This window comes from Sulfurimonas sp. ST-25 (assembly GCF_048079205.1).
In the GTDB taxonomy this organism is placed as follows: domain Bacteria; phylum Campylobacterota; class Campylobacteria; order Campylobacterales; family Sulfurimonadaceae; genus Thiomicrolovo; species Thiomicrolovo sulfuroxydans.
Map to the genome: position 1 here is coordinate 437,641 of NZ_CP182225.1, position 17,368 is coordinate 455,008.

Consider the following 17,368-nt stretch of genomic DNA (forward strand, 5'->3'; position numbering starts at 1 on the left):
TGCTACAATGGCCCAAAGGAGAGCGTATGACAAAGATAACCTTTGGCATCACGGCGACGGCACTTCTGCTCCATGCGGGGGTCTTTGACGCCGGAACAAAGAGCGTGGCGCTGACCGTGGGTAGCGGCAGCGGCTTTGACAGCACCTACACGATCGTGGGGGTCAGCGCGAACTACTTCGCCTTTAACGGCCTCTCCGTCGGCGTCGGCTACCGTGGCTGGTTCGGCGGCACGCCGACGATGAACGAGGTTGACCTGCCGGTGACCTATTATATCCCCCTCTCGCCTACCTTCCGTCCTTATGCCGGTGTTTTTTACCGGCACACTTTCATCAGCGGCCATTATGACGATTACGAGACCCTAGGGGCCCGGGCAGGGATCGCCTACGCCGAAGGACGCGCCTACCTGTCGGTGGGCTGGGCCGAGGAGTGGTACAGCCGCAGCAACGGCGATACGATCCGCCGCGGCTACCCGGAGATCACCGCCGCCATCAGTTTCTAGGCTTTATGACAACAAGCAACGTAGCGGTTAGAGTGAAAAAAATAGATTGTCGAGTGGGAAGAGTGGTGTAGGGATAAGGGGCGTTGCATTTGATGCATGATGATGACGCTGCCGGGAGCAGCGTTGTACTTTTGTCCTCGCGTTGCTGCGGAATTCCGCTTCGCTACATGTGCCACAGCGGCCGAGCGTAGCGGTACGGGGCTTGGCTCCGTATCGCGTTCTTATGAATGATATGCCCGGTTCAGCGCGCTGAACATCGCCATGACCCCGGCGATGGTGATGTCGTTGTCGCGGCCGACGCCGAAGAACGCGCCGAAATCTTCCGTTTCGATCTCGATGTAGGCCACGGCCTTGGCCGACGACTGCTCCCCGCAGGAGTGCTCTGAGTACGAACGCAGCACGAAGGCGTGCGGGAACTTTTCGCCGAGCGCTTTGCGGCAGGCGTCAATAGGCCCGTTGCCCTGACCCGTGCTCGTGATCTCCTCACCCTCAAACCGGTAGGTCAGTTTGACCGTCACGATCCCGCTTTTTGACGTCTCCGAGTTGACGGCCATATCCACGAATTCAATGTACTGCGGCACCTCGAAATAGGTCTTTTCGAAAATGCCCAGGATCTCTTCCGCCGTCAGTTCGCGCCCCTCGGCGTCCGTGACCCCCTGAACGATACGCCCGATCTCGGGGTGCATCTTTTTGGGGAGCTGGTAGCCGAATTTGTCCTCGAGGATGTAGGCGACGCCCCCTTTGCCCGACTGCGAATTGATGCGGATGATACTCTCGTACGTCCGGCCGACGTCGGCGGGGTCGATCGGCAGGTAGGGCACCTCCCAGAACGGTTCGCTTTTTGCGCGCTGGTAGGCCAGCCCTTTGTTAATGGCATCCTGGTGGGAGCCGGAAAAGGCCGTATAGACCAGTTCGCCCACATAGGGGTGGCGGACATGCGTCTCGATGTCGGTACAGCGCTCGACGACGTCGACGACGGTGTTGACGTCGCCGAAATCGAGCCCGGGGTCTACTCCCTGGGTGTACATGTTCAGCGCCAGGGTGATGATATCGACGTTCCCGGTCCGTTCGCCGTTGCTGAGCAGGGTTCCCTCGACACGGTCCGCCCCCGCCAGCAGTGCCAGCTCGGTCGCCGCGACGGAGGTGCCGCGGTCGTTGTGCGTATGCGTCGAGATGAGAATGTGCTCTCGGTTGTCCAGATGACGGCTCATCCACTCGATCTGGTCGGCATAGATGTTCGGCGTCGCCATCTCTACCGTTGCCGGGAGGTTGATGATGACCGGGCGCTCCGCGCTGATGCCCCAGCGTGCCGTCACGGCGTTACAGATCTGTGCGGCGAACTCCATTTCGGTCCCGGTAAAGCTTTCCGGCGAATACTCCAGGGTGATCTCGCCGTCAAATGACGCCGCACGGCTCTTGACCATGTCGACGCCTTCGAGTGCGAGGGCGGTGATGTCGTCCTGCTCTTTTTTGAAGACGATCTTGCGCTGGGCCGTTGACGTCGAGTTGTACAGGTGCACGATCGCCTTTTTGACGCCCTGGAGCGCCTCGAAAGTTTTGTCGATCAGATGCTCACGCGCCTGGACGAGTACTTGGATGGTGACGTCGCCCGGGATCAGCCCTCGCTCGACCAGGGTACGCAAAAAGTCGAATTCGACCTTGGACGCGGAGGGGAAACCCACCTCGATATGTTTGAATCCGAGTTTGAGCAGGAGGTCGAAGAGTTCAAGTTTTTGATCCAGATTCATCGGAGTCACCAGCGCCTGGTTGCCGTCGCGCAGGTCGACGCTGCACCACAGGGGCGCTTTGTCGATGGTGTTGTCCGGCCACTGGCGTTGTGGCAAATCAATCTTGGGGTATGGGCGGTATTTACCGCTTTGAGCATTTTTCATATGCTCCTCCTTGAACTAAAATAGTCGATCTCCTGCTAGAAATCGTGCGCAATTATAGCAAAACTGTCGGCGGGTTCGGGTTCACGGCAGCACAGGGGTGCGCTTGTTCAGGCGGTCGTAAAGTTTTCGGGGGTCAGGGGAGGGGGAGCTCCAGGCGGAAGATGGCGCCGCGCTTCCCGTTTTCGACGGTCAGCGAGCCCTGCATCTTCTGGGCGATCTGGGTGCTCATATAGAGCCCGATACCCGTGCCCTTGTCGTCGCGCTTGGTCGTGAAGTTCGGTTTGAAGATCTCTTCGAACAGTTCCGGATCGATCCCGCCGGCGCTGTCCTCGACCTCGATGTAGATATGTCCGCCTTTTTTGTAGAAGCGGATCTGAATCTCCCGCACGCTGCTTTCGCGCTCGATGAAGGCGTCTTTGGCGTTGGCGAGCAGGTTGAGCAGCAGGTGCTTGAACTCGTTCTCGATCCCGCTGACGATGATCTCGCGGCCCTCTTCGACGCTGACGGCGATGTTGTTGCGGAGCATCTCGTCGTGCACGAGCAGCAGGACCGACTGGGTACAGCGTTTGAGCCCGAAGGGGCCGCTCTCTTTGTCGGGGCGGAAGAAGGTGCGGAACTCGCTCAGCGTCGAGACCATGTGTGTGATCTGCTCCTGGATGTCCTCGACGAACTTTTCGACGTATTCCAGGGTGACGTCCCCAGCTTCAAAATCCATCTTCAGCAGGTCACCGTACATGCTGAGCGCATTCAGCGGCTGTTTCCACTGGTGGGCGACGGCGTCCATCATTTCGCCCATGGCCGCCATCTTCGCCTGGTTCTGCAGTACTTTTTCGCGCTCCAGGCGTTTATCGATCTCTTCAAGGACCCGTGACTCCAGCATCTGCTCGCGCGTGGTACCTTCGGTCGTGTAGCTTGCAATCAGGAGTTCGATCTTCTCGCGCAACCCATTGTCACACTGTGTTGAGAGGGCAAGGATGTCTTCGATAAGTGTTTGGGTCTTTGGCGCTTTCACTCGTTCCTGTCTTTGCATTAAATAATGTTTAGAATATATGATTTATTTATAGCGAAACTAGGATAAAGGGGGGCTGATTTTAGCGGAAAAAAACAAGAGGGGTTTACCCCCGTAACAGGGGGTATGTGATTAGCACATGTAAGTGCTTTTGAATTCGTAGGCAGTCGGGCGGCCTTCGTCCGGCCATACGTCGCGTTCGAATTTGTAGTGCTGGTACGTCGTGATGAACTCATCCGTAAAGACCGGCTTGAGGAACTCGTTGTCAGCGATAAGGGCTTCCAGCGCTTCGCGGAGGGTATGCGGCATCTGCGGGATACCTTTTTCGCGGATTTCGTCCAGTGTCAGTTCGAAGAGGTCTTCGTCCATCGGACCGACCGGAACTTCTTTGCTTTTGATACCGTCGAGGCCGGCCATCATCATAACGGCAAAGGCAAGGTACGGACATGCTGTAGAGTCCGGGAAGCGCATTTCGATACGCGTCGCTTTTTCGCCCGCACCGTACGGGATACGGCAGGAAGCGGAGCGGTTCTGGCTGGAGAAGGTCAGGATGCTCGGCGCTTCGAAGCCCGGGATCAGACGCTTGTAGGAGTTGGTAGAGGCGTTGGTGAACGCCGCAACCGCTTTCGCGTGCTTGAAGATACCGCCGACGTAGTTGAGCGCCATTTCGGAGAGGTTACCGTAGTTACCCTCTTTGTAGAAGAGGTTCTTGCCGTCTTTCCACAGGGACTGGTGTGTGTGCATACCGTTACCGTTGTCGCCGAAAAGCGGTTTCGGCATGAAGGTTGCCGTTTTACCGTTGAGGTGTGCGACCATTTTGACGACGTATTTGTATTTCTGGACGTTGTCAGCGGCACCGATGATGTCGGAGAAGACGACACCGATCTCGCCTTGGCCCTGGGCAACTTCGTGGTGACCCAGGACGACTTCGAGACCAACTTGCTCGAGGACCATCATCATTTCCGCACGCAGGTCGACCATGGAGTCAGTCGGCGCTACCGGGAAGTAACCGCCTTTTGTGCCCGGGCGGTGACCAGTGTTGTAGGTCTCTTCGAAACGGGTGTTGGAGTTCCACTCACCCTCTTCGGTATCGATGCGGTAGCCAGCTTCGTTGATGGAGTCGACAAAGTGGACTTCGTCGAAGATGAAGAATTCATTTTCCGGTCCGAAGTAAGCCGCATCGGCGATACCAAGCTCTTCAGCATGCTTGAGCGCTTTTTTCGCGATGGAGCGCGGACATTTTTCGTAGAGTTCGCCTTTGTAGATGTCGAAGACGTCACAGAAAACGATGATGGTCGGATCGGCGGTAAAAGGGTCGAGGAATGCCGTCGGTACGTCCGGCTTGAGGATCATGTCAGAGCGGTTGATCGGCTGCCATGCTTCGATAGAAGAACCGTCGAAAGGGAATCCGTTTGCAAGATTGTCGGCGTTAACGGCGCTCATGCGGTAGGTGAGGTGGTGCCATGCCCCTTTGATGTCCGTGAAACGAAGGTCGACAAACTGGACGTCGTTCTCTTCACAGTATTTAAAGAACTCGTCAATGCTGTTAACGAATTTTCCCATTGATTTCTCCTGTGGTGATAATTTGCGGTAAGTATAGCCGAAATGCCTTTACGCTAGCGAAAGAAGTGTGGTTAAAAATTGGGCAATTTGTCGCTTTTTGTAGGGAAATGGGGTGGAAAAGCGGTGTTAGAGCGCGACGCTGTAGGCTTTTCTGTTACGGAAGTATACACATTCGCTGTACCCCGCTGCCCGGGCGAGGGCCTCTGCCTCATCTCTGAACAGGCCGATCTGCCCCGGGGCGTGCGCATCGGAACCGAAGGTGACGGGGATGCCCCGTTCATAGGCGGCCCCGAGCAGTGCCGGCGAAGGGTAGGCTTCGGCGACAGGTTTGCGGTAGCCCGCGACGTTGATCTCCATCGTCATCCCCGCCGCGGCGACGGCATCGAGGGCCGGGGCCGCGATGGAGACGATGTCGCGTTTGGGCATGAACTTGAACACCTTGATAAGGTCGAGGTGGCCGACGATATCGAAGAGGCCGCTTTTGGCCATCGCTTCGACCTGCCCGAAATAGCGCTCCCAGATGACGTCGATATCCTCATGCTCGTACTGTCCGATAAATTCGGGATTGTCGAACCCCCACTCGTCCAGGAAGTGCACGGAACCGATCAGGTAGTCGACATCGGCATTCAGAACACGCGTGTCCATATGGCCCTCGAGGTAATCGACCTCGTAGCCGAAGAGAATGTCGATCTTCCCCTCATACTTCGTCCTCGCGTCCATGACCATCCCGTGGTACTGTTCCATCTCTTCGAACTTCATACGGTATTTGGGGTCGAAATCCATCGGCGCGTGGTCGGAAAAACCGAAAACGTCGATACCCGCGGCGAGAGCCGCGGCGACGTATTCGTCCACCGAGCCTTCGGCGTGGTTGCAGAGCGAGGTGTGGTTGTGCAGGTCGATTTTCATAGCTTGATTCCCATATTAATTGTGTATTATAGGCTGAGAACCAAGAAGGTCGGGTAAAATACGCAAAAAGATTCAAAGAAAAAAGAATGCATAAAGTTGAACTACTCTCCCCGGCGGGCAACCTGGAGAAACTGAAGATCGCGATCGACTTCGGGGCCGATGCCGTCTACGGCGGCGTCAGCCACTTTTCCCTGCGGATCCGTTCGGGCAAAGAATTTACGATGGAGAGCTTCAAAGAGGGGATCGACTACGCCCATGCGCGCGGCAGAAAGGTCTACGCGACCATCAACGGTTTCCCCTTCAACTCCCAGCTGAATCTGCTGGAGAAACACATTCTCGCGATGGCGGCGTTGGAACCGGACGCTTTCATCGTCGCGACACCGGGCGTCCTGCAGCTGGCGCATAAACTCGCCCCACAGATCCCGCTGCATCTCTCCACCCAGGCCAACGTCATGAACGTGCTCGATGCGAAGGTCTACTACGAGATGGGCGCGCGCCGTATCATCGCTGCCCGGGAGATCTCGCTCAAAGACCTCAAACAGATCAAAGCGGAGCTGCCGGACCTCGAACTCGAAGTGTTCGTCCACGGCTCGATGTGTTTCGCCTACAGCGGCCGCTGCCTTATCTCGACCGTGCAGAGCGGCCGGGTCCCCAACCGCGGCAGCTGCGCCAACGACTGCCGCTTCCCCTATGAACTCTACGCCGCGAACCCGGAGACGGGAACACTGTTCCGGCTGGAAGAGGACCCGGGCATCGGCACCTACATTATGAACTCGAAAGACCTCAACCTCGCTTCGCACATCAAGGAGATCCTCGATGCCGGTGCGGTCGACTCGCTGAAGATCGAGGGACGCACGAAGGCGAGCTACTATGCCGCCATCACCGCCAAGGCGTATCGCATGGCCATCGACGACTACTATGCGGGCCTGGAACCGAGCGAACGCTACCAGGAGGAGCTGAACACGATGCAGAACCGCGGCTTTACCGACGCCTACCTCGTCAACCGCCCTTTTGAGAAGCACGACACCCAGAGCCTCGATTTTACGATGCAGATGGGGACCCACCAGGTGAGCGGCATGGTCACCGAAGACGGCGGGCACTTCCTCTGCAAGTATACGACCCGCCCCGGCGACGAGGCGGAGATCGTCGCGCCATGGGATGCGGTGCTCTCTCCCTACGAGAACGAGTACGGGTCGATTTTTGAGCGCGACGGACGCTGGTATGTCCGTTTCAATAAGCTCGTGGCGGAAAACGGACGGGAGTGGGATGCGGTGCACAGCGGCAACGTCAACCCCATCGCCCTCCCGGGCACACTGCCCCAATACAGCTTCCTCCGCATCCCCGCCGACGGGATCGACCAGTCACCGCCCGTCTAGCGGCGCCGCTAACGCCAGCCGTGAATTCGCTATAATTCCGCATCAAAATACAGGGGCATGAAATGAAATTCGTTTCAATCATTATCGGATCCAAGAGTGACTATGACGTCATGAAATCGTGTGCGGATACGCTGGAAACCTTCGGGGTACAGTATGAACTCATCATCTCCTCGGCGCACCGTTCGCCGGAACGTACCAAAGAGTACATTCTTGAAGCGGAAGCCAAGGGGGCCCAGGTTTTCATTGCCGCGGCGGGCATGGCGGCGCACCTCGCTGGCGTCCTGGCCTCCAAAACGGTCAAGCCGATCATCGGCGTGCCGATGAGCGCCTCGGCGCTGAGCGGGATCGACGCGCTGCTCTCCACCGTTCAGATGCCGGCGGGCATGCCGGTCGCGACCGTCGCCATCGGCAAAGCGGGTGCGATCAACTCGGCGTACCTCGCAATGCAGATCATGGCGCTGGAGAGCGAAGACCTGCGCATCAAGCTCCAGGAAGACCGCGTAGCCAAGGCGAAAAAAGTCGAGATGGACTCCCTCGAGATCGAGACCAAGTTGTAATTGAACGCCGTCAGGAACAAGTCCCTGACGGCTACGCTCAGCCGCTGTGGCGCTGAAGCACAAAACAAGGGTACCGCTCGCGTAGCGATGTGTCCCTGAACGCTGCTGTGTCCTCGTTCCTGCGGAATTCCGCTAGGCTACATCGGCAGCGTCGTAAACCAAGGAAAGTGATTTAGATGAAAATCGAAAATGCCTGTGTCGAATGTATTATCGGGCAGACGCAGCGGGTGGCGGATGCGATCGGGGCTGATGACGCTCTCCGCGAGAAGATCCGGAAAGACGTTTTGGCAATGTCGAACGCGTTCGATTTTGCCAAGTCGCCGCCGGAAGTCGCCCGGGAAGTCTACGAACATCTGGCCGTGCTCGCCGGGAAAAAGGACCTCTACGATGAGGTCAAGCGCCACTCCTCCGAAAAAGCGAAAACCTTCATCCCTTTCCTGCGCGAACAGATCGCCAAGGCTGACGATCCCTTTCTGACGGCCGTCAAAGTCGCCGTTGCCGGGAACGTCATCGACCTGGCCGCCGAGGTGAGCTTCGACCTCGACACGGAAATCGACAAGCTCTTCCATACCCACTTTGCCCACGACGACGTCGATGCGTTGCGGCAGCGCCTTTCCGGTGCGAAGACGCTGCTCTATATCGGTGACAACGCCGGCGAGCACCTCTTTGACGCCCTGGCGATCGAAGCCGTTGCCGCGCTTTACCCGCAGCTCGCGATCACCTACATGACCCGCGGCAAGCCGATTATCAACGACGTCACCTTCGACGAGGCGATGGCGGACGGCCTGGCGGAGGTCGCTACCCTTGTCGACAGCGGCGTCGACACCCCGGGCTTCGTCTACGAGCGCGCGTCGGAGGAGGCGCGGCGCCTTTTTGACGAGAGCGACGTCGTGCTCACCAAGGGGATGGGCAACTACGAATGCCTCTCCCCCTCGCCGCGCGGCGACCTCGTCTATCTGCTCAAAGTCAAATGCAACGTCGTCTCCCGCTCCATCGGCGCGGAGATCGGCAGCATTATCTGCAAACTCGTCTGACATACCAACCCGCTTTTCAACCCGACCCGGCCGTTTATGGTATGGTTTCACAAAGGCATATCCAAATCCCACGCATGGGTTTTAGCTATGCCCTGAAAAAGGAACTGCAATGACGGGTGAAATGATGATTAAGTATATTGTACTCTGCGACGGGGATCTGGAGATTAGTGTTACGTTGGCGGATCTGCTCCAGAACGAAGCGGTTGCACGGGCGATCAAAAATGCCTATGCCAAGGGAAAAAGGGATATCGAGGCCGTGGTGACGGACCCCGGCGCGCTGACGATCAAGAACAAAAAGGCGCTCCAGACGGTGACCATCCCCAAAGAGAGTTTTATGGATGCGCTGACCCTCGCAGAAGAGGACGCGAAAGCCAAAAAGCTTTTGAAGAAAGGGTGCGACCGCATCGAGATCGTCGATATCGAGACCCTCTGACGTGCGAGGCAAAAAGTACATTCTCTTCGATAACGACGGCGTCCTCGTCGAGACCGAGGCGTGGTACTTCCGGGCCAACGTCGAAATTCTGAAAACCATGGGCATCACCCTTGAAGAGGCGCGTTACCGCGAGATCATGATCAACGGCCAAAGCGCCTTTCTGCTCGCGGAGGAGGCGGGGTACGATACGGAAACGGTCGAAGCGGCCCGCAGCAGACGCAACGATCTCTACCAGCACTACCTGCAGACGGAGGAGATCGCCATTCCCGGGGTGCACGAGGTGCTTGACGCCCTCAAGGAGCGCTACCGGATGGGCATCGTCACCTCGGCGCGGCGGGAGGATTTTGAACTGATCCATGCGGGCAGAGGGATCACGCACAGCATGGAGTTCGTCCTCTGCAGCGGCGAATATGCCCGTGCGAAACCCTATCCCGACCCCTATCTGAAAGGGCTGGAACTGCTCGGCGGTGCAAAGCATGAAGCTGTTGTCGTCGAGGATTCGCAGCGGGGGCTGCGTTCGGCGGTGAGCGCGGGGATTGAGTGCGTCATCGTCGAGAACGCCTTTACGGCGCAGCACGACTTCTCAAACGCGACCCACCGTATCGGCACGATCGAAGGGTTGCTGGGGCTGCTGGATTAACCTGCCGCCTGCGGCCGCGGTTCAAAGAGCGTCCCCAGCGTCTGTTCGCCGTGGATCAGGAACTGGACCGCCGTGGAGAGTTCGAAGCCGTTGCAGAGGAACATCCGTTTCCCACGCCGCAGCAGGAAGTCCGCCGCCATCAGCTTGGTGACGATCCCGCCGGTGGCAAAGGGGTCGTTGGGCGTGGATTCAGCCTGCAGTGCCTCCGGCGGGACGGCGTGGAGCACACGGTGGCGTTTCGCGTCCTCATGTTCGCGGGGGTTTTTGTCGTAGTAGCCGTGGATGTCGCTGAGGATCACGAGCAGATCGGAATCCGTCGCATAGGTGACATGGGCGGAGAGCTGGTCGTTGTCCCCGAAGAGCTGCTCGGGGGTGGAGGTGATGTCGTTTTCGTTGATGATGGGGAGGATGTCATTGGCCAGGTGCGCGTTGATGATCTCCTGGAACATCGCCGTGCGTTTGCGCGAATCGAAGTCGTCCTCCGTCAGAAGGATCTGCGCCGTATCGATATGGTAGGTGTCGAACTCTTTTTTGTAGCTGCTCATCAAAATGGGCTGACCGGCGGCCGCCAGGGCTTTTTTGCCGACCCGTTCGCGCTTGTCGAGTTTCAGCGCGCAGTAACCGGCCGCCACCGCTCCCGATGTGACGAGGATGACATCGTACTGCCCGCGGATGTCGGCGATCATCTGTACGAGGGCGAGGATACGCTCCCTGGCGATCCGGTTGCCCTCGGTGAGGACGGCGCTGCCGACTTTGATGACGATACGTTTGCTCACACCTTCCCTTTTTTGCGTCTGAAATCGCCGCTTGTCTCTTCAACGCGGTGCAAGATCGATTCGGGGACTGGGGACGTTACCGGTGAAACGAGCCTGATGGCCATCCAACCGGCCACAAATCCCGGCAGCAGTTCGTAGAGGTCAAAAAGACCGCCTTCGAGCTGTTTCCAGACAATGACCGTGAGAGCGCCTGTCACCATGCCGGCAATCGCCCCGCCTTTGGTAATGTCGCGCCGGTAGAGGGAGAGGATGATCAGCGGTCCGAAGGCCGCCCCGAAGCCGGCCCAGGCATAGGCGACGAGGGAGAGGACGCTGGAATTTTTGTCCGTGGAGAGGTACCAGGCGATCAGGGCGATCGCGATGACCGTGGCCCGTCCGACCCAGACCAGCTCCCTGTCGGTTGCGTTTTTGCGCAAGGTGGCGTGGTAGATGTCCCGCGTCAGGACCGACGAGGAGACCAGCAGCTGCGAATCGATCGTGCTCATGATGGCCGCGAGGATGGCGGCAAGGAGGAAGCCGGCGATCCAGGGGTCGAAGAGCAGCTGCGAGAGGGTGATAAAGATCTTTTCGGGGTCGGCGAGGTCTGTTCCCGACGAGACGACGTAGGCGAGGCCGAAGAAGCCGACGGCCAGGGAGCCGACAATGGAGAGGCCCATCCAGCCCATGCCGATCGCCTTGGCGTGGTGCATCTCGTCCTCGCTGCGGATCGACATGAAGCGCACGAGGATGTGGGGCTGCCCGAAGTAGCCCAGCCCCCAGGCCATCAGGGAGAGGATGCCGATGACGCCGGTGCCGTGGACGATGTCGAGGTGTGTCGGGTCGATCGACTCGATGAGGTCCAGGGCGGCGGAGAGGCCGCCGAGGTGGGTGATGACGACCGCGGGCGTGATGATAAGGGCGAGCATCATCAGGATTCCCTGGATGAAGTCGGTCCAGCTGACGGCGTTGTAGCCGCCCAGGAAGGTGTAGGAGACGATGATGATGCTGCCGACGGCGAGGGCGACGGCGTAGTCGAGGTGGAAGGTCGCTTCAAAGAGCTTTGCCCCGCCGACGAGGCCCGAGGAGGTGTAGAGGGTATAGAAGAGCAGGATGACGAGGGCCGTGATGACGCGCAGATGGCCCTTGGCATCGCCGAAACGGTTGGCGAAGTAGTCGGGGATCGTGATCGCATCGTCAAGGCGGTGGGTCATGATGCGCAGCGGCCGGGCGACGTAGTGCCAGTTCAGGTAGGCGCCGATGAGCAGACCGACGGCGATCCAGCTGCCGGCGATCCCGTCGCTGTACATCATACCGGGCAGCCCGAGCAGCAGCCAGCCGCTCATATCCGAGGCCCCCGCGCTCAGCGCCGTCACGCCGGGACCGAGACCCCGCCCGCCGAGCACGTAGTCGCCGAGGTCCGCGGTTTTAAAGTAGAAATAGAGGCCGATGGCCACCATCACGAGCATGTAAAGGCCGAACGAGATCAGTACGGGTGTCTGCATTTATACCTCCTCATCCGGGTGCAGGCCGGCAATGCCGAGGTTGCCGTAGCGGTGGTAGCTGTTGGAGATGCTCTGTTCGATGAAGTAGTGCATCAGTTCGATCCGCCCGTGGGCGACGAATGCTTCCTTGGCGATGTAGACGGCCCGGTCGGCCACGGCGTCGAAGAGGGCCGGGGAGACGATCTCCGGGCGGAGGAAACGGACCCGTTTGTAATGGGGGATCCGGTCGATGAACACCGCCTCGCTGTCGCGGGTGATGGCATCGTGCTCCCCGAGCAGGCTCGCCTGCTTCGATTCGAGCCAGAGGAACTCCGGCTGCCGGGAGTGTTCGGGCAGGGAGATGTGCAGCCGTGCACCGACCATCCTGACGGCCATGATCGTGGCGAGTGACTCCTCGAGACTCTCCCCCTCCTCGAGGCGCAGGAGGACGCTCGCGACCGGCAGGTAGCGGATAACGTTGGACTCCCCGCGGATATGGGCGTAGTCGTGGGGTTTCATAAACTCGGTCTCGTGCCAGTGCGCGAAGTGGCAGAGGTGGCGCAGGGCCTTCTCGCACTCGTCGTGAAAGACCGTATCGCGCTGGAGCATCACCCGCATCCGGTCGGTGAAGGGGGTGGAACAGGACTCGTAGAGGTTGGTTTCACGGTAGGTGATATCCATAAACTGGCTGACGTAGTTGAAGCCGCCCGCTTTCCTGCCGCTGCCGATGGCCGATTTGCGCATCCCGCCGAAGGGCTGCCGCAGCACGATCGCCCCGGTTGTGCCGCGGTTGATGTAGAGGTTCCCCGCGAGCAGCGCCGCTTTCCACTGCTCTTGTTCGCGGCGGTCGAGGGACTCCAGCCCGGAGGTGAGGCCGTAGCCGGTGGCGTTGACGATCTTGATGGCGTCTTCGAGGTCCTCGGCGCGCATCACGCTGAGTACGGGGCCGAAAAGCTCGTTCATATGGCAGAAATCCCCCGACGCGGTTCCCCAGCGGATGGAGGGTTTCAGCATATAGGGGTTGCCCCGGTCGGCGTAGTCGGGTGAGAGCAGCCACTCCTCTCCTTCGTCCAGGGCTTCGAGGGCCTGTGCCAGTTTGCCCGCTGGGCGGTCGACGAGGGTACCGACGCGGTTGCCGAAATCCCAGACGGAACCCGTCTGCATCGACTCCGCCGCCTCTTTGAGCTGCCGTTTGTACTCTTCGTCGTCGTAGAGCTCTTTTTCCAGCACAAGCAGCGAGGTCGCCGAGCACTTCTGCCCGGAGTTGTGAAAGGCCGAGGCCATGACGTGGCCGATTGCCTGGTCTCTGTCCGCCATCGCCGTGACGATGGTAGCGTCCTTGCCTCCCGTCTCAGCACTCAGGTGGATGTCGGGACGGGCCTTGATGATGCGGTAGGCCGTCTCTTCGCCGCCGGTGAAGATCGTGAAATCGATCGCGTCGTTGGGGATCATATGCTTCCCGACTACTGCTCCGCGTCCCGGGATGAACTGCAGGGTGTTCATGCTGACCCCCGCATCCCAGAAGCATTGGCAGAGCCGGTAGGCGGTGAGGATGGAGGCTTCGGCGGGTTTGAGGATCACCGTGTTGCCCGCCGCGAGGGCCGCGGCGATGCCGCCGGTCGGGATGGCGACGGGAAAGTTCCAGGGGCTGATGACGAGACCGACCCCTTTGCCTTTGGCCTCTACTCCCGTCAGCCCCGCCAGCTTGGTGACACTGTAGGGGTAGAAGTTGACGAAGTCGATCGCCTCGCTCACCTCCACGTCGGTTTCGGTAAAGACTTTGCCCACCTCCGCCGCGGCGATGCCGATGAGGTCGCCCCGGGCAACTCGGATCGCGTGGGCGACCTCCATCATGATCTTTTGGCGCGCGTGGGGCGTCAGTTCCCGCCAGCCGTCGGGGTCGGCTTGGGCCGTGGTAATGGCACTTTTCATATCTTCGGGGGTCGCTTCGACGTAGGCGCCGGCGTGTTTGTTCTCATGGTACTGGGACTTGTCGATGACCGTGACCGTTTCGTCGCGCTTCACGACCTTCCCGCCGACAACGGGGTAGGCGTTGTAGCCCCCCTCGCGCTCGCCGATATGCTGCCATTTGTCGCGGAGCGCTTCCGCCCAGGCGCGGTTGGCGGGAAGGATGAAATCCGTATCGGGCTCGTTCTCGAAATGGTAGAGGGCGGGATCGATATCGGTTCTTACGACCGGCCGGGTACGGTCCTGGGTGCGGTTGGGCGCTTCGGACACCGTGGGGATAAGGGCGACGGCATCGTCGAAGGTCTTGACGAGCTGCTCCCACTCCGGTGTGTCCACCCTGAGCCCGAAACTGTGGCGCAGGAAGTTCTGCTCGGCGGTGTTCTCATCAAAGCGGCGCACGAGGTAGGCGATGGCGTTGGTAAAGGTCTCCTTCGTCGCCGTCGGGGCGTAGAGGATGACGTTGCGCCCCTCGGCTTTGAGAAGGCGGTAGGCCGCTTCGCTCATCCCCTCGAGCATCTCGGCGGTGACATAGCGTTCAACCCCGCGCGCCTTCGCCAGCAGCATCGCCAGGGCATGGTCGAAGAGGTTGTGCGAGGCGACGCCGGTATGCACGTAGGGGGCGACGGCGGGGTCGAGCAGGTAGTCCATCGCTTTTTTGTAGTTGGCGTCCGATTCCGCCTTGTGGGCGTAGGTGACGTTGGGCCAGCCGCGAAGCGATGCCTCGGTCAGCTCCATCTCCTGGTTGGCCCCCTTGACGATGCGGATCTTGATCGGCGCGCCCCCGGCGTCGACGCGGGCTTTGGCCCAGGCGGCCAGTTCACGGATAGAGGTGAGGGCATCGGGGAGGTAGGCCTGGACGACGATGCCGGCATGCAGCTGCGCGAACTCCTCCTGGGAGAGGACTTTTTTGAAGGCGTCGATGGTGATACGGACATCGCGGTACTCCTCCATATCGAGGTTGACGAACTTGGGCTGCGTCTTTCCCTCCCCGTCGCGGCAGGGGTTGGCGATGGCCGCGCGGTAGACCCGCTCCAGCCGGGAGGAGACATGTGTTACGTTGTTGTCGTGGGCGAGGGGCAGGATCTGCGAGAACATGTTGGAGATCTTGAGCGAAAGGTAGTCGATATCCGGGTTCTCAAGCAGCGCGATATATTTTTCAACCCGGCGTTCCGCTTCGGCCTCGCTGTGGACGACCTCCCCGATGACGTTGATGTTGACCCGCGTTCCCTCTGAGCGGCGCGCTTTCATATGCTTGGAAAGGACGGGGTCCTCCCCCTGGATGACGATAGCGCTGATGTCGTTGCGCAGGTAGTTGATGAACATCGGGACGGAAAGGGAGCTGACGTAGATGCCGACGTCGCGGAAGAGCCAGACGAGGATCTGCTCGAAGTGGCTGAAGAAATCCGTACTTTTGTATTTTTCGAAGATGTACTCGAGCTGGTCGGCGACCCGGTCGGGGTTCTTGGAACGGAAGCTCTGGTCAAGCAGCTCGATGAGGAAGATCTTGTTAATTGGGTTTTTCAGCATGCGCTGCATCATCGTATGCAGACGTTGCTCCTCCTTCCCGATATGGTGCGAGATCTCCTCCTGCCACCGGCGGGCGACGGCTTTTGTCTCTTCGAACAGTTCGGAGGGAATGGGCATCGGCAGGTCCTTCATGCTGGTGTGGATTGGCCCCGTACAGATGAAAAATACGGGGGGCGGAGTGATGACCGGCTTCTTGGCGGCACCCTCCGACAACTGATAGGCCCTACGATAACATATTAGGTTTAGTGCAAGCTAAAATTTTTCTGGGAGGGTTTGCGAAGGGGGCATGACAGGCAAAGGAAAAGCAAAAAATATAAACAGGCGGTGATTGTTCTTATAGTGATAAATGTGTGTGGGGAAAATGTTGTTTCGTGGTGGCCTGTCTCGGAATCGAACCAAGGACACAGGGATTTTCAATCCCTTGCTCTACCGACTGAGCTAACAGGCCATTCATTTAAGAGGCCGAAATTATAGCAACGGCATATTGAAGCCTAGCTTAAATCGGCGACGGCTTCTTTAAACGTGTTACCGCGCACGGCGTAGGAGGGAAACTGGTCCAGGCTCGCGCAGGCGGGGGAGAGCAGGGCGACGCTCTGCTGCGTATGCACGCCGGCGATGCGTTTGACGGCTTCGGTCAGGACGCCGCAGCTCTCAAAGGGGATACCGAAGCGTTCGCTGAGGGCGTCGAGCTTGGCCTGGTTGCTGCCGATCGTATAGAGGGTGACGTCGATGTCGGCGAGGGCTTCGAAGAGCGGCGTCATATCGACCCCCTTGTCGTCGCCGCCGACGATGAGGTGGATGGGGCGGTCGGCGTAGCGCCGGACGGCGGCCAGGGCCGCATCGATATTGGTCGCCTTGGTGTCGTTGACCCAGAGGCGGTTCTGCGTGTCGCTGAACTCCTCCTGGCGGTGCGGGTCGAGGACAAAGGCGTTCATCTTGGCATAGTCGATCCGGTCGAAAAGAATGCGGTCGACGGCCATCGCCAGCAGGGCGTCGAGGAGGAAGGGACCTTTAAAATGAATATGGTCGGTCTCGAAACCGAAAAAAGCGGCGAGATCGTCGGTATCGTCGTAGGGGATGACGAAGGCGTCCGTCGGGGTGTCAGCATAGGCGCGCGGCAGCAGGACGGTCTCGCCCTCGCGCATCTGCGCCAACGGCTTCAGTTTGTCGTCGATGTAGGCCTGTTCGCTGCCGTGCCAGCTCAAGTGGTCCGGGGTGATCGGCAGCACGACGTAGAGGTCCGGTTTTGCCTCGTGGGTGTAGTGCAGGGTAAACGAGCTCGTCTCCAGGACCCAAAGCGGCGACGCGGCATCCAGCGCGGCCAGGGGAGTGCCGATGTTGCCGCCGGAGAGTGCCCCCTTGTCGGCGAGGAGATGGGTGAGCATCTGCGTCGTGGTCGTTTTGCCGTTGGTCCCGGTGATCCAGACGGTAAAGGGTTTCACGCCGGGCGTGAATGGGAGACGCGCCAGCGGAGAGAGGAAAAGGTCGTACTCGCTGACGAGGTGTTCCGCTTTCCTGATCAGCGGATGTTCCGGGGGGATACCCGGCGAAGGGACTTCCAGGTCGGAGTAACGCGGATCGAACTCCGCCGTGGGGCGGACGCGGTTCCCCTCCTCGTCGGTAAAGGGCTTGTGGACGTGGTCGTCATAGAAGGTGCAGGGGCCGAAGGCCTTGGCGATCGCCCGGGTCGTAACGCCGTAGCCGAAAAGGGAGGTGCGGATTTGCTG

The 17,368-nt window shown here is 59.5% G+C and carries 14 protein-coding genes and 1 tRNA gene; 6 read left to right on the plus strand and 9 right to left on the minus strand.

Annotated features, from left to right (window positions below; all coding sequences use genetic code 11):
• Nucleotides 1–26: 26 nt before the first annotated feature.
• Entirely contained in the window at nt 27–500 is a 474-nt protein-coding gene (locus ACM66T_RS02200) for a hypothetical protein (RefSeq protein ID WP_231020161.1), read from the plus strand.
• A 221-nt stretch (nt 501–721) separates the two neighbouring features.
• Here the strand turns inward: ACM66T_RS02200 and leuA are convergent, their stop codons facing one another.
• The 4 genes from leuA to ACM66T_RS02220 form a co-directional block, all read right to left on the minus strand.
• Complete coding sequence (gene leuA / locus ACM66T_RS02205; RefSeq protein WP_231020163.1) at nt 722–2,392, minus strand: 2-isopropylmalate synthase; 1,671 nt, start codon at nt 2,390–2,392, stop codon at nt 722–724.
• Between the two features lie 133 nt (nt 2,393–2,525).
• Nucleotides 2,526–3,422 carry a sensor histidine kinase gene (locus ACM66T_RS02210; protein ID WP_231020165.1) on the minus strand — a complete coding sequence of 299 codons (897 nt, stop codon included), beginning with the start codon at nt 3,420–3,422 and terminating at the stop codon, nt 2,526–2,528.
• 111 nt (nt 3,423–3,533) lie between these two features.
• Nucleotides 3,534–4,964: a type I glutamate--ammonia ligase gene (gene glnA, locus ACM66T_RS02215; protein WP_416768731.1), complete on the minus strand. Its 1,431-nt coding sequence runs from the start codon at nt 4,962–4,964 to the stop codon at nt 3,534–3,536.
• A gap of 126 nt (nt 4,965–5,090) precedes the next feature.
• Nucleotides 5,091–5,870: a histidinol-phosphatase HisJ family protein gene (locus tag ACM66T_RS02220; RefSeq protein WP_416768732.1), complete on the minus strand. Its 780-nt coding sequence runs from the start codon at nt 5,868–5,870 to the stop codon at nt 5,091–5,093.
• Nucleotides 5,871–5,956: 86 nt separating this feature from the next.
• Here ACM66T_RS02220 and ACM66T_RS02225 point away from each other — a divergent pair, with 86 nt between their 5' ends.
• The 5 genes from ACM66T_RS02225 to ACM66T_RS02245 all read left to right on the plus strand — a co-directional run bounded on the left by ACM66T_RS02225 (nt 5,957) and on the right by ACM66T_RS02245 (nt 9,910).
• Entirely contained in the window at nt 5,957–7,246 is a 1,290-nt protein-coding gene (locus ACM66T_RS02225; protein ID WP_231020170.1) for a peptidase U32 family protein, read from the plus strand.
• Nucleotides 7,247–7,308: 62 nt separating this feature from the next.
• A complete protein-coding gene (gene purE / locus ACM66T_RS02230; protein ID WP_231020171.1) occupies nt 7,309–7,803 on the plus strand; it encodes a 5-(carboxyamino)imidazole ribonucleotide mutase in 495 nt (164 codons plus the stop codon).
• A gap of 176 nt (nt 7,804–7,979) precedes the next feature.
• Nucleotides 7,980–8,837: a damage-control phosphatase ARMT1 family protein gene (locus tag ACM66T_RS02235; protein ID WP_231020172.1), complete on the plus strand. Its 858-nt coding sequence runs from the start codon at nt 7,980–7,982 to the stop codon at nt 8,835–8,837.
• A gap of 124 nt (nt 8,838–8,961) precedes the next feature.
• Entirely contained in the window at nt 8,962–9,270 is a 309-nt protein-coding gene (locus ACM66T_RS02240; protein ID WP_231020173.1) for a hypothetical protein, read from the plus strand.
• A gap of 1 nt (nt 9,271) precedes the next feature.
• Nucleotides 9,272–9,910, plus strand: a complete 639-nt coding sequence (locus tag ACM66T_RS02245) for an HAD family hydrolase (protein ID WP_231020174.1) — start codon at nt 9,272–9,274, stop codon at nt 9,908–9,910.
• On the opposite strand, the gene proB is transcribed toward ACM66T_RS02245, so the two are convergent.
• From proB to murD, 5 genes are all read right to left on the minus strand, one after another.
• A complete protein-coding gene (gene proB / locus ACM66T_RS02250; RefSeq protein WP_231020175.1) occupies nt 9,907–10,686 on the minus strand; it encodes a glutamate 5-kinase in 780 nt (259 codons plus the stop codon). The two genes, ACM66T_RS02245 and proB, sit on opposite strands and share 4 nt — an antisense overlap.
• Nucleotides 10,683–12,167 (minus strand): sodium/proline symporter PutP, encoded by a 1,485-nt coding sequence (putP, locus tag ACM66T_RS02255; protein WP_231020176.1) that lies wholly within the window; start codon nt 12,165–12,167, stop codon nt 10,683–10,685. The genes proB and putP overlap by 4 nt, the downstream gene beginning before the upstream one ends.
• Entirely contained in the window at nt 12,168–15,854 is a 3,687-nt protein-coding gene (locus ACM66T_RS02260) for a proline dehydrogenase family protein (RefSeq protein WP_231020177.1), read from the minus strand.
• 159 nt (nt 15,855–16,013) lie between these two features.
• Nucleotides 16,014–16,089: transfer RNA gene (locus tag ACM66T_RS02265), tRNA-Phe, on the minus strand.
• 43 nt (nt 16,090–16,132) lie between these two features.
• Nucleotides 16,133–17,362, minus strand: coding sequence for a UDP-N-acetylmuramoyl-L-alanine--D-glutamate ligase (gene murD / locus ACM66T_RS02270; RefSeq protein ID WP_231021211.1), 1,230 nt, complete (start codon nt 17,360–17,362; stop codon nt 16,133–16,135).
• Between the last annotated feature and the right edge of the window lie 6 nt (nt 17,363–17,368).